Raw genomic sequence first — 12847 nt, forward strand, 5'->3', positions numbered from 1 at the left:
CTATGTATTAGTCTGACTAATGGCTAACGTCCTGTCCGCCTCATTATTGGGCTGGCTGCGCTGTTTTGAGGCAGCCGCGCGCCACTGCAACTTCACGCAGGCCGCCGGCGAGCTCTGCGTGACGCAGGGCGCCGTCAGCCAGCAGGTGAAGCAGCTCGAACAATGGCTCGACCGGCCGCTGTTCCTGCGCACGCCGCGCGCGCTGGTGCTGACGCCCGAGGGCGAGCGGCTGCGCTTCGTGCTGCGCGAGTCGTTCCAGGCGATCGAAGGCACGCTCACGCAACTGCGCCGCCCGCGCGAACGGGGCGCGGTATCGCTCTCGTGCTCGCCGTCGTTCGCCATGGTCTGGCTGACGCCGCGGCTCGGGCATTTCTTCCGCCAGCATCCCGATGTCGGCCTGCGCGTCTACGGCGAATTCCACGCGCTGGACCCCTCGCGCATGGCGCGCGACGGCACCGAGGCCGCCATTCGCTTCGATCCGGGCGGCTATCAGGAACTTGCCGCGACGATGTTCCTGGAAGAATGGCTGCTGCCCGTGGCCAGCCCGGCCTACGTCGCCGCGCATCCCGAACTGCGCAGCCCGTCGGGCCTGCGCGCCGGCATGCTGCTGCACGACGTCAGTCCGTGGGACGGCGCCGGCGAGTTCGACGAGTGGCAATGCTGGCTGCGCCATGCGGGCCTCGAACTCGACGATGCGGCCGGGCATGGGCAGCGCTTCAACCTGTCGCAGCTGGCCGTCAACGCCGCGCTGGCCGGACAAGGCGTGGCGATGGGACGCTCGGCGCTCGTGCTGGAAGAGATCGCGGCGGGCCGGCTTGTCGATCTGTTCGGCATTCACGCGCGCAGCAATGCGTCCTATCACTTCGTGAGCACGCACGCGCAGGCGAGCCAGGTGGCCGAGGTGCAGGCGTGGCTCGTGCGCGAAGGCATGGAGTTCCACGCCAACCGGCAGCGCGTGCTGAAAGTCGGCTAGCACCGGCCAATATGGTGCGCGCGCGGTGCGGCACGCACCGGAGTCGGGCGCGGCGCATCGGGCCAGCGGCGCGCGCCCGCCCCGCCCTGACCTCCATTCCCTGGTCTCTATTCCCTTACTTATCAACGACTTCGCGTCGCCCGAGGGCGCTCGCGCCTGGCTTGGCACGCCCCTTGCGAATCTTGGATTCAAGAATGGATATTTTCCTCTCCCAACCTTCGCCTGCCCAATAAGGAAGCCTCGATGCCCAAGTCGCCCCTCTCCGCCACCCCCGCTTCCGCCACGCCTGCATCGGCCACGCGCCGCCGCGTGCTGAAAGCCACCGGCGCCGCCGTGGCCACGCTCGCCGCCCCGGCCTTCGTGCGCGCCCAAGGGTCGTCCAAGCTGCGTATCGGCTTCTGGCCCGTGGCATCGGGGCTGCCGTTCTTCGCGGCGATCGAGAAGGGGTACTTCAAGGAAGCGGGCCTCGACGTGGAACCGCTGAAGTTCGCCAGCGCGCAGCAGGTCATCGAGGCGATCCTGTCCGGCCGCTGCGACGGCAGCGCCAGCGGCACCGCGTCGGCGGCGCTGGCTCTCGGCGAGATCGCACAGCCGGGCCTGCTCAAGATCTTCTGCACCAATCCGACCAACGCGAAGTACGTGCTCGAAGAAATCGTCGTCGCCAAGGACAGCCCGATCAAGACCGTGGCCGACCTCAAGGGCAAGCGCGTGGCCTGCGGCCCCGGCGTGCAGAACGTCACGCTCGCCAAGACCATTCTGGAGCGCGCGGGCGCCGGCAAGATGACCGTGACCGAACTGCCGATCGGCCAGCACGTGGCCGCGCTCGCGTCGGGCCAGATCGACGGCGTCTACACGCTCGAACCCACGGGCACCGTGGGCCGCCTCAAGGGCCTCACGCGCACGATCGAAGCGGGCGTGGTCGCGCGCTATATCCTCGGCGACCCGATGGCCCCGTGGCATGGCGGCTCCGCGAGCCTCACGTCGGAACTCATCGGCAAGAACAAGGATGTCGCCACGCGCTATATGACCGCGTATCGCCGCGGTGTCGCGCTCGTCAAGCAGTCGCCGCAGGAAGCGCGTCCGTACCTCAAGGGCTACACCGCGATCGAGGGCGACCTGACCGCGGAGGTGCCGATGTCCGATTACGTGTTCTACGACGAATTCAAGGCCAGCGACGCGGCCTACTTCCAGAAGTTCTACGACCTGTTCTCCGAGAAGGGCATCTTCTCGCGCAAGGTCGACGTCAACGCGATGCTCTACAAGGGGTAACGATCATGGGCGAGCTATCACGCACCGAATCGCCGGGCGCGGCCACGGCCGCCGCGGCAACCGCCCCGGGATGGGCACCGCCCGCGTCGCAGGATGCCGCGCCGCGGCGTCCGTTCTCGGAACGGCTGCTGCCGTTCGTGGGACCGATCGCGCTGTTCATCGTCTGGGACGTGGTGGTGCGGCTCGGCTGGATCAAGGCGATCCTGCTGCCGAGCCCCATCGACACGATCGCTGCGCTCGCGAGCGGGCTGGCCGGCGGCGCGCTGCTGACCGACTTTCTTGTCACGGTCTCGCGCACGCTGCAGGCGTTCGCCATCGCGGCGGTCATCGGCATGCCGCTCGGCGTGCTGCTCGGCAGCAACGAGCGCGCGTACCGCAGCGTCGAGTTCCTGATCGACTTCTTCCGTTCGACGCCCTCCTCCGCGCTGATTCCGCTGTTTCTGCTGATCTTCGGCGTGACCGATATCAACAAGATCGCCATCGCCGCGTTCGGCGCCGTGCTGATCGTCGTGTTCAACAGCGCGTACGGCGTGATCAACGCCCGCAAGCAGCGCGTGATGGCCGCGCGCGTGATGGGCGCCTCGCGCTGGCGCATCTTCCGCGACGTGCTTATCTGGGAAAGCCTGCAGCCGAGCTTCGTGGGCCTGCGCTCCGCGGTGTCGATGGCGCTCGTGATCGTGATCGTCGCCGAGATGTTCATCGGCTCCGAGAACGGCCTCGGCCACGCGATCATCGACGCGCAGCAGGTGCTCAACGTCAAGACCATGTACGCGGCCATCCTCGCCGCCGGTGCACTGGGCTATGTCCTCAACATCGTGTTCATGCTGATCGAACGACGCATCGTCCACTGGAGCGGAAGGTAAATCATGAGTGCCGTCATCACGCCCGCCCGTCACGCCGACGTCCCGCCACCCGTGTTCCGTCCGGGCCCTCCGGGCACGCACATCACCATTCGCGGCCTGACCAAATACTTTGCCGGCTGGCCGCTCTACGAGAACTTCGATCTCGACATTCCCAAGGGCAAGATCGTCTCGGTGTTCGGCCCCAACGGCTGCGGCAAGAGCACGCTGATCAATATGATCGCGGGCCTGATCCCGATCGATCGCGGCGAGATCCTGTTCGACGGCAAGTCGCTCAAGGACACGCGTATCGGCTACGTGTTCCAGAACTATCGCGAGGCGATGTTCCCGTGGATGCGCACGATCGACAATATCGCCTACCCGCTGCTGCTCGAAGGCCGCAGCAAGGCCGAGGTCGATCGCCGCGTGGCGGAGCTCGTCGCATCGTTCGACGTCAAGTTCGATCTGCACCGCTACCCGTATGAACTCTCGGGCGGCCAGCAGCAGACCGCGTCGATCATGCGCGCGCTCGCGCCGCGTCCCGAGGTGCTCTTCCTCGACGAACCGTTCTCGGCGCTCGACTTCGAGATGACGCTGTTTATCCGCGAGAAGCTGCAGGAAGTGTTCATGCAGACCGGTACCACGATGCTGCTGGTCTCGCACGACCTCGAAGAGGCCGTGTACCTCGCCGACCAGATCCTGCTGCTGACCAAGCGTCCGACCCGCGTCGCCGAGATTCTCGACTACACCGACGCGCGGCCGCGCACGGTGGAAACGTTGTCGCAGGCAAGCTTCGTCGCGGCCAAGCGGCAGAGCCTCGAGATCTTCCAGCGCGAGGTCAGACGTTGAAGACAATCGGCGTACACTGATGCGACATTCACCGAGTCAATCATGACCGACGCCACCCTGACCGACGATCGCGTGCTGCCGGACGATGTACGCACCTCGCGCGCGGACAGCGTCTATGCCCTGCTCAAGCGCGATATCGCGGACTTCCGCCTGATTCCGGGCGACCGCTTCACCGAGGCGGAGGTCTGCGAGCGCCTGCACGTGTCCCGCACACCCGTGCGGCAGGCGCTGTTCCGACTCAAGCAGGAGGGTTTCGTCGACGTGAGCTTCCGCGCGGGCTGGCGCGTGCTGCCCTTCGACTTCAGCAAGCTCGACGAGCTCTACGAACTGCGCATGCTGCTGGAAACGGAAGCTGTGCGCCGCGTGTGCACCATGGATCGCGAGACCATGGACACCGCGCTCGCCGAACTCGCCGCGATCTGGCTCGTCGCGCCCGAGCATCGCCTGTCGGACCTCGCCCATGTCGGGGAACTCGACGAGGCGTTCCACTGCGCGTTACTCGACGTGGCCGGCAACACGGAAATGGCGCGCGTGCATCGCGAAGTCACCGAACGCATCCGCATCGTGCGGCGCCTGGACTTTACGCGCCAGGCGCGCGTCGATGCCACCTACGACGAGCACGGCGCCATCCTCCGCGCGATCCTCGCGCACCGTGCCGACGAAGCCACGCGTCTGCTGCGCACGCATATCGGCACGAGCCAGGCCGAAGTGCGCAAGATCACGCTGCACGAGGTCTACCTGGCCAAGAGCCGCGCACATGGTGGCGCGGACTAGGGTGGCGCGGATTAGGGTGGCGCGGATTAGGGTGGCGCCGACTAACTGACCTTCAGCGCGCGGCCGATATAAAGAATCGGTCCCGTCGGCCGGCCGATCGGCGAGCCCGTCGCGGGCTCGAGCGTGATTTCGAACAACTGGTTCGGTTGTAGCGCCGGAAGCTTGTCCAACGGAATTTCCACGCGCTGCCCCGGCTGCACGAGACCCAGCGATACCGGTCCCGTCCAGTCATCGCCCTTGGTCCAGAACTGCAGCGCGCGATCGGGCGGCGCGGCTTGCGCGCCGAGCGGAATCAGCGTGATCTTCTGCGAGGTACTCGCCTGGATCAGCCAGCCCGGCGTCTTGTCGCGCGGTTCCGCAAGCACCACCACATAGCGTGGCGCCGGTGGCGGCTGCAGGATCTGCCGGCCGAGCAGCACCGCCAGCACGACCGCGCAGGCGGACGCCCCGAGCGCGAAGCCGCGCCACACGGGCAGTGCCTCCCACCAGCGCGGCCGCCCCCGGTCGGCACGCACTGGCGGTGGCACTCGGTAGCCGACACGCTCGGCAATCGTTTCCTCGATACGCGGCCACGTCGCGGCATCCGGCTGCACCGGCTCCACGAGCGCCGTCATCGGATGCAGCCTTGCTTCCCATACCTGCACGCGCGCGGCCAGCTGCGCATCGGTGGCCATGCGGCGCACCACGCCCTGCCGGCTGGCATCGGACAGCGTGCCCAGCACGTACTCGCCCGCGAGACGATCGATCTCGTCGTCGTGGCCGTCGTGGCCGCCGTCGGGCGCATTGTGGTTCGAATCTGGCGGGCCGGCGCTCATTGCATGCACTCCCTTAATGCCTGCAGCCCGCGGCGAATCCATGCCTTGACGCTGCCAAGCGGCGCACCGAGGCGCGCGGCGATTTCACTATGGGAGCACCCGTCCAGATACGCGTACATCAGGCTGTTGCGCCGCGGCTCGTCGAGGTGTTCGAGGCAATCGTTCAGGCGGCCCATCAGCACGCGCGTCTCCCCGGCGTCCGCGCGGCCGACCGAGGCCGCGTAAGACGCCTCCGCATCGATCGCTTCCGCGGCCTCGTCGTCGGGCGTCACCACCCTCAGGCGGCCCCGCACGACGTTGAGCGCTTCATGCCGGACGATGCTGAACAGCCAGCCGCGCGCGGCACCGCGCGCATCGTCATAGCTTTCCGCGGCCGTCCAGATCTTCACGAACGCGTCGTGCAGGACATCCTCCGCCGTCTGGCGGTCGCGCACGATGCGTAGCGCGACGCCGAGCAGATATGGCGACGCATGATCGTAGAGACGGCGCAATGCCTCCGCATCGCGCGCGGCGCAGCCCGCGATCGCGCCCGCATAGTCGAAGACGTCTCGGACGAACACATCCTGCATGGCCGACATGGAATCGTTCAAGACAGCGCCTCCCGCGCAACGCGAACGTCCCGGGGCGGATGCCCCGGACCGGATCTGCCAACGATCATATCGCGCCAACAGGCGTTTGACGCTGCCCTCCCGTCACGATGCGGAGGCTTTCCAGAACAGATAGTCCGCCTGATACTCTACCGTTTGCCTGGCCCCCGCGTTGCTACCGGAGCACGGCGTCCCCGGCGCCGCGCCGCCCTTGGTCGCCACGCGCTGGATATACGTGACACCGGACATGCTCCCACTCCCCTGCGCGGGGTTGGCCTTGACTAGCTGATGCGGAATATTGCCGGCGCCGGCGGGAGAGACGGCGACCTGCGTGGCGGTGACTTTCGACCCATCGAGGGATTCCCAGGTGGCCGGTGGGCCATAGTATTTGCCGACAGTCTTGCCGCTGCGATCCATCAGCGTCGCCGTCGGTCCGACGAACGTCCATTCATGGGCGTCCGTGGTGTTCGCTTTCAGCTTGCACTCGTAGAGCAATTGCCCCGCGCCGACCGTCTGCATGACCATGGCGTGGCCGGCCGGCACGCGGATCGGTTCCGCCACGGCATTGGGTTGTGCGGCGGTACTGGTCATCATGGGCTTGTTCGACGAACACGCGGTCAATGCCGCGGAGCCCAGGATGGTAAGCAACAGCATTCGTTTCATGACGACGCTCCCTCGAGGTGATGTTGGCTGTCGCAACCATGGGGTTGCACTAGCTCTACACACGAGCGGGCCATTTGGATGCAGCGTGCGAAAAATAAAACCGTTTCGCTTTCGCGGGGCTGCACCGAAGCGGGGGACACAAAGTTACGCCCACGCGAAGGGTACAGTGGCGCGGCGCGGGAATATCAGGGTTTTCCCGCAGTCGCAGGACTATCATTGCTCACACGCGGCCTATGCAATGCGCCGCCGGAAGCCATCGCCCCCTGCTCCATCGCCCCCCCTCCTCGCCATGTATCAAGACACCATCCAGCAGCTTGCCGAGACCGGCGCCCACAAGGCGTCGAAGGCCCGGCTGGCACCGTTCGCCTATCTCGTCGGCGCCATGATGGCCGGCGCCTATATCGGCTTCGGCGACATCCTGATGTTCTCCGTTTCCTCGCACGTCGATCCGGCCTATGCCCGGCTGATCGCGGGCGCCGTCTTCGCGTCGGCGCTGACCATCGTCATCTTCGCGGGCGCGGAGCTGTTCACGTCCACGGCCATGGTGATGCCGCTGGCTAACCTGCGCGGCACGACCGATATCCGCGGCACCATCACGGTCTGGTCCATGAGCTGGACCGGCAACCTCATCGGCGCCGCGCTCCTCGCGGCAATCGTGCACGCGGCCGGCGGCGGCGTGATGCTGACCGACGGCGCCGACGCGTTCTTCAAGGTGGCCCACGCCAAGATGAGCGGAGCACCGCTGGAACTGTTCGCCAAGGGCGTGCTCTGCAACTGGCTGGTCTGCCTCGCGGTATGGATGGTGGCCAGAACCCAGAGCGACAGCACGAAGCTCGCGATGATCTTCTGGCCCATCTTCGCATTCGTGGCCGGCGGGTTCGAACACAGCGTCGCCAACATGTTCGTCTTCTCGCTGGCCCTGCTCGGCCCGCACCCGGACACCATCACGCTGGCCGGCGCCATCCACAACCTGGTCTTCGTCACGCTGGGCAACCTCGTCGGCGGCAGCGTGTTCATGGCGCTGGGATATTGGGTCCAGCAGAGCGAAGGCGAACCGCACGCCAAACCCGCGGGCAAGACGGTCGTCCGATAACCAACGCTGCGCACGGACGAAAAAAAAGGGACTACGATTTCTCGTAGTCCCTTTTTCGTACTGCGGTAAGTTGGTGGGCCTCCCGTGAGTCGAACACGGCACCAACGGATTATGAGTCCGCTGCTCTAACCAGGCATGAGCTAGAGGCCCTTGGAAGGGCTTAGTTGCCTTCCAGGAAGCTCTTCAGCTTGTCGGAGCGGCTCGGGTGGCGCAGCTTGCGCAGGGCCTTGGCCTCGATCTGGCGGATCCGTTCACGCGTGACGTCGAACTGCTTGCCGACTTCTTCCAGCGTGTGGTCCGTGCTCATTTCGATACCGAAGCGCATGCGCAGCACCTTGGCTTCGCGCGGCGTCAGCGAGTCCAGCACGTCCTTCACGACATCGCGCATGGAACCATGGAGCGCGGCCTCGGCCGGGGCCAGCGTGTTCGTGTCCTCGATGAAGTCGCCCAGATGCGAGTCGTCGTCGTCACCGATCGGCGTTTCCATGGAGATCGGTTCCTTCGCGATCTTCATGATCTTGCGGATCTTGTCTTCCGGCATCTCCATCTTCTCGGCCAGCGTTGCCGGATCCGGCTCGTTGCCGGTTTCCTGCAGGATCTGACGCGAGATGCGGTTCATCTTGTTGATCGTCTCGATCATGTGCACCGGAATACGGATGGTGCGCGCCTGATCGGCGATCGAACGCGTGATGGCCTGGCGAATCCACCACGTGGCGTACGTGGAGAACTTGTAGCCGCGACGGTATTCGAACTTGTCCACGGCCTTCATCAGGCCGATGTTGCCTTCCTGAATCAGGTCGAGGAACTGCAGACCGCGGTTCGTGTACTTCTTGGCGATCGAGATCACAAGGCGCAGGTTGGCCTCGGTCATCTCGCGCTTGGCTTCACGCGCGCGCTTCTCGCCTTCCGACATCTTGCGGTTGACGTCCTTCAGTTCCTTCAGCGGCAGCACCACGCGGGCCTGCAGGTCGATCAGCTTCTGCTGCAGTTCGTGCACGGCCGGCACGTTGCGCTCGACGATCTGGCTGTAGCCCTTGTTGTCGGCCACGATGGTCTGGATCCAGTCCAGGTTCGTCTCGTTGCCCGGGAAACGCTGCACGAATTCCGAACGCGGCATGCCGCACTTGTCGACCACGATGTTCAGGATCGCGCGTTCCAGCTTGCGCACCTCGTCCACCTGGCCACGCAGCGTGTCGCACAGACGCTCGACGTTACGCGCGGTAAAGCGGATGCCCATCAGTTCGGCCTGAATGGCTTCCTGCGCCTTCACGTAAGGCTTGGACTTGTAGCCTTCCTTCTCGAACGCGCGGCGCATCTTGTCGAACTGGTCGGCAATCGCGTGGAACTTCTCGAGCGCGGCAACCTTGAGCTCTTCGAGCTGGCGCGCGGAGGCACCGCCGCCAGCACCGCTGTCGTCGTCCTCGTCCTCGTCGCCGTCGCTTTCCTCGTCGGCCTCGATGTCCTCGTCCTCGGCGGCCGAAGCGGCGTTCGCGGCCGACTCCTGGACTTCCTCGGCATTCGGGTCGATCAGGCCGTCGACGAACTCGTCGATCTTGATCTCGTCGTTGCGCACGCGGTCCGCGTAGGCGAGGATTTCCGAGATCGTGACCGGGCACGCGGAAATGGCCATGACCATGTCCTTGAGGCCCGCTTCGATCCGCTTGGCAATCTCGATTTCACCTTCGCGCGTCAGCAGTTCCACGGTACCCATCTCGCGCATATACATGCGGACGGGGTCGGTGGTACGGCCGAACTCGGAGTCCACCGTCGAGAGGGCGGCTTCCGCTTCCTCTTCGGCTTCTTCCTCGCTCGTGGCGGACGGTGCGTTGTCGTTGAGCAGCAGCGTCTCGGCATCCGGCGCCTGTTCGTAGACGGCGATACCGATGTCGTTCAGCGTGGCGACCAGCGTGTCGATCGTTTCCGAATCGACCATGTCGTCCGGCAGGTGATCGTTGATTTCCGCGTAGGTCAGGTAGCCGCGCGACTTGCCCAGCTTGATCAGCGCCTTGAGCTTCTGGCGACGGAGTTCGAGTTCTTCCTCGGTACCCTGCTGGGTCGAGGCGAACTCCTTCAGCAGCGCCTTTTCCTTGGCCTTGCGGTCCTTGGCTTTCTGCTTTTCCGTCTTGGGCGCAGCGGTGGTCGTCACCGCGGGCGTATCGTTTTCAAACTCTTCAGTCACGTCTTCAGTAGTGCTGTCGTCTTGCTGCGCTTCGGCGGCCTTCGGTTTCCGGCCACGCTTCTTCGGCTCCGGCTTGACGGCCGGCGCGGAAGGATGCTCCGATGCAGCGGGTGCGGGTGTCACGGCACGAGCCTTGGGCGCCGCGGCGGCCTCGCCACTACGGGCGGTGCCTGTCCGCGTGCTGGCGCTGGCCGCACGCTTGCTCTCGACTTCGGTATTCTGCTGTTTCGCCACGGTGATACTCTTGCCTTTCACTGATGCAGCGGCGCTTTTGCCGCTAGTATTGGCGCTGTTGCTCTCGCGTGCCGAAGTCGAGGGCTTGTTACTTTCGGATATGCGATTCCTGGCGGCGGTGGTCTCGTCGGGTGCGGAAGCACCACGGGCGGACTTTGATGGCGCAGACCGGGCCTGTGTCGTCCTGACTGTCGCGGTCGAAGTCTTCGCCGCCGTTGCTTTCACGGACGCCTTGCCGCTCCCGGTTGGGGGAGCTTTGGTGGACTCTTCGCCGGATGGGCTATGAGTCACATCGGTTGCTTTGGCCTTTGCCATTGGCACGCTCACTTTCGCCAGAACTGGAGAGAGATTTCGCAATCCAAACCGGGCATTGTAGCACGTCGCTACCCCCCGGCTTCCTGTCAGGTATGGTTTTCACCTGAAAAATCAAGGCTTAAGCATGACAAACCGGGACCCGGGGCTTGTCGCTTGGCCATCGCGGGCCGCTCTTGCCATACCGCTACTACCGCCTTCGCCGCCTCAGTCGTCGCTTAGTCGTCGGCTTGCGGGCCCCTGTATCCAATCTGCCGTCGCTGCTGAACCTCGGTCACGAGCCAGCGCAGGCGTGTCTTGTCCGCCTCGTCGGCCGTGCCGGCGATGACGGCCGCCTGCAGCGCGTCGAGTTCGCGTTTCAGCGGCTCTGCCAATAACTTGTGGACGGCGCCATCGAATTCCAGTGTCGCCGGCTCCTCTTCGATGTCCTCCCGCAACACGGCCGCCCGCGCCGCGGCATAGACCTCGGCATACGGCGACTGCGCCAGCTGCTCGCTGAACGCCGCGAAATTCGCGGGCCCCTCGATACCCTCGCAGGCCGCGACCAGGTGCGCGAGCACTTCCGACTCGGGCCGCTCGCTATCCAGCAGCAGCGCCCGCGCATCGCCGTCGAGCCGCGCCGCGAGGGACGGATACGTCATCAGCAACTGCACCACGCGCTGCTCCAGCGCCGTGGGGGCCTGCCGGCGGGCTCGCGGGCGCGGCGCCGCATAGCGGCCGACGCGCGACGCATCGCTGCCGAGCCCGCAGATCGCCTCGATTTCCGCGGGAGTCGTACCCGTGGCATCGGCAAGTTCACGGACAATCTGTAGCCGGAGCCCACCCGCGGGCATTGCCTGCAGCATCGGCTTGGCCTCGAACTGCGCCCGTGCGCGGCCTTCGGCCTGACGCAGGTCCTGCTCTTCCGTGGCCACCTGCAACAGGAAGCGCGAGAGCGGCATCGCGTCGCGCACCTGCGCGGCAAAGGCATCGGTGCCCTGCTCGCGCACATAGCTATCGGGGTCGTGCTCGGCCGGCAGAAAGAGAAACCGGATGGTCTTGTTGTCCGCCACATGCGGCAGGCAAGCCTCGAGCGCACGCCGCGCGGCACGCCGGCCCGCGGCGTCGCCGTCGAACGAGAACACCACGGCGTCGGTCTGGCGCAAAAGCTTCTGCACATGCACGGGCGTGCACGCGGTACCCAGCGTCGCCACGGCGTTGGCAAACCCAAGTTGCGCGAGCGCCACCACGTCCATATAGCCTTCGACCACGAGAACGTAGCCGGTTTCCCGAATCGCGTGCCGCGCCTCGAACAGGCCGTAGAGCTCGGTGCCCTTGCTGAAGAGCGGCGTTTCGGGGGAATTGAGGTACTTTGGCTCGCCCTGGCCGATGACGCGGCCGCCGAACCCGATGACCGCGCCCTTCGTATTGCGGATCGGGAACATGATGCGGTCGCGGAACCGGTCATATCGGCGCGGCTTGCCGTCGGCATCGCGCTTGTCGCTGCTCTCGATCAGCAGGCCCGCCTCGATGAGGGGCCCGGCGATCGCATCGTCGCGGAAACTGCCGAAGACGGCCTCCAGCCCCTGCCAGTCGTCCGGTGCGTAGCCCAGGCCGAAGTGCGCGGCAATCTCGCCGGTCAGCCCACGCCCCTTGAGGTACTGCACGGCCGTCTGCGCGCCGCGCAACTGGCGGCGATAGAACTCGGTGGCGCGCGTCATGGCGTCGGAGAGCGCGAGGGAGCGCGCCTGCTGCTCCGCGCGCTGGGCGGGCGGCAGGCGATCGCGCTCCTCGGGCACGCTGAGCCCGACGGACTGGGCCAACTCGCGCACCGCGTCGGGATAGGACTGGCCCGAATACTCCATCAGGAAGCCGATGGCCGAGCCATGCGCGCCGCAACCGAAGCAGTGATAGAACTGCTTGGTCGGGGAGACCGTAAAGGACGGCGACTTCTCGTTATGGAACGGGCAGAGGCCCATGAAGTTGGCGCCGCCCTTTTTCAGCTGCACATACTTGCCCACCACATCGACAATGTCGACACGGTTGAGCAGGTCCTGAATAAAGGATTGCGGAATCACCCGACTGACCGTCCTGATGGCTTGACCGGCCGGAAAGTCCGGCGGCCATATTATTGGAATGGATGGCTAAAAACACTTCGACCGGGCAGCGCCCGGTCACCGTGTTTCATTGATGCAATGGATTGTAGTGCACAGACAACGGGCCGCCCGACAAAGTCAGCATCTGCCGGCAACTTCCGCGAAGCCACCGGCTAAATCGATAA

At 65.6% G+C, this 12847-nt stretch carries 11 protein-coding genes and 1 tRNA gene; 6 read left to right on the forward strand and 6 right to left on the reverse strand.

Annotated elements, in window-relative coordinates:
- Positions 1 to 19 precede the first annotated feature (19 nt).
- From AAHB16_RS26785 to AAHB16_RS26805, 5 genes are all read left to right on the forward strand, one after another.
- Positions 20 to 973, forward strand: coding sequence for a LysR family transcriptional regulator (locus AAHB16_RS26785; protein ID WP_342052451.1), 954 nt, complete (start codon positions 20 to 22; stop codon positions 971 to 973).
- A 243-nt stretch (positions 974 to 1216) separates the two neighbouring features.
- Positions 1217 to 2242 (forward strand): ABC transporter substrate-binding protein, encoded by a 1026-nt coding sequence (locus AAHB16_RS26790; RefSeq protein WP_342052452.1) that lies wholly within the window; start codon positions 1217 to 1219, stop codon positions 2240 to 2242.
- A gap of 5 nt (positions 2243 to 2247) precedes the next feature.
- A complete protein-coding gene (locus tag AAHB16_RS26795; RefSeq protein ID WP_150372471.1) occupies positions 2248 to 3105 on the forward strand; it encodes an ABC transporter permease in 858 nt (285 codons plus the stop codon).
- A 3-nt stretch (positions 3106 to 3108) separates the two neighbouring features.
- Entirely contained in the window at positions 3109 to 3930 is an 822-nt protein-coding gene (locus AAHB16_RS26800; RefSeq protein ID WP_150372472.1) for an ABC transporter ATP-binding protein, read from the forward strand.
- A gap of 42 nt (positions 3931 to 3972) precedes the next feature.
- Complete coding sequence (locus AAHB16_RS26805; RefSeq protein WP_150372473.1) at positions 3973 to 4704, forward strand: GntR family transcriptional regulator; 732 nt, start codon at positions 3973 to 3975, stop codon at positions 4702 to 4704.
- 41 nt (positions 4705 to 4745) lie between these two features.
- On the opposite strand, the gene AAHB16_RS26810 is transcribed toward AAHB16_RS26805, so the two are convergent.
- The 3 genes from AAHB16_RS26810 to AAHB16_RS26820 all read right to left on the reverse strand — a co-directional run bounded on the left by AAHB16_RS26810 (position 4746) and on the right by AAHB16_RS26820 (position 6769).
- Positions 4746 to 5519 carry an anti-sigma factor gene (locus AAHB16_RS26810; protein ID WP_342052453.1) on the reverse strand — a complete coding sequence of 258 codons (774 nt, stop codon included), beginning with the start codon at positions 5517 to 5519 and terminating at the stop codon, positions 4746 to 4748.
- Positions 5516 to 6109, reverse strand: coding sequence for a sigma-70 family RNA polymerase sigma factor (locus AAHB16_RS26815; protein ID WP_342052454.1), 594 nt, complete (start codon positions 6107 to 6109; stop codon positions 5516 to 5518). Before AAHB16_RS26815 ends, AAHB16_RS26810 begins: the two co-directional genes overlap by 4 nt.
- Positions 6110 to 6211: 102 nt before the next feature.
- Positions 6212 to 6769, reverse strand: a complete 558-nt coding sequence (locus tag AAHB16_RS26820) for a DUF3455 domain-containing protein (RefSeq protein ID WP_223851298.1) — start codon at positions 6767 to 6769, stop codon at positions 6212 to 6214.
- A 289-nt stretch (positions 6770 to 7058) separates the two neighbouring features.
- On the opposite strand from AAHB16_RS26820, the gene AAHB16_RS26825 reads away from it, so the two are divergent.
- Positions 7059 to 7862, forward strand: a complete 804-nt coding sequence (locus tag AAHB16_RS26825) for a formate/nitrite transporter family protein (RefSeq protein WP_150372475.1) — start codon at positions 7059 to 7061, stop codon at positions 7860 to 7862.
- A gap of 71 nt (positions 7863 to 7933) precedes the next feature.
- Here the strand turns inward: AAHB16_RS26825 and AAHB16_RS26830 are convergent.
- From AAHB16_RS26830 to dnaG, 3 genes are all read right to left on the reverse strand, one after another.
- Positions 7934 to 8012: transfer RNA gene (locus AAHB16_RS26830), tRNA-Ile, on the reverse strand.
- Positions 8013 to 8022: 10 nt separating this feature from the next.
- Positions 8023 to 10590, reverse strand: a complete 2568-nt coding sequence (rpoD, locus tag AAHB16_RS26835; RefSeq protein WP_411859789.1) for an RNA polymerase sigma factor RpoD — start codon at positions 10588 to 10590, stop codon at positions 8023 to 8025.
- A gap of 215 nt (positions 10591 to 10805) precedes the next feature.
- The gene (gene dnaG / locus AAHB16_RS26840; protein WP_342052455.1) at positions 10806 to 12644 is read right to left on the reverse strand and encodes a DNA primase; all 1839 of its coding nucleotides are present in this window, start codon (positions 12642 to 12644) and stop codon (positions 10806 to 10808) included.
- Positions 12645 to 12847: the final 203 nt, after the last annotated feature.

This window comes from Cupriavidus sp. OTU4054 (assembly GCF_038440175.1).
Lineage (GTDB): Bacteria > Pseudomonadota > Gammaproteobacteria > Burkholderiales > Burkholderiaceae > Cupriavidus > Cupriavidus pauculus_D.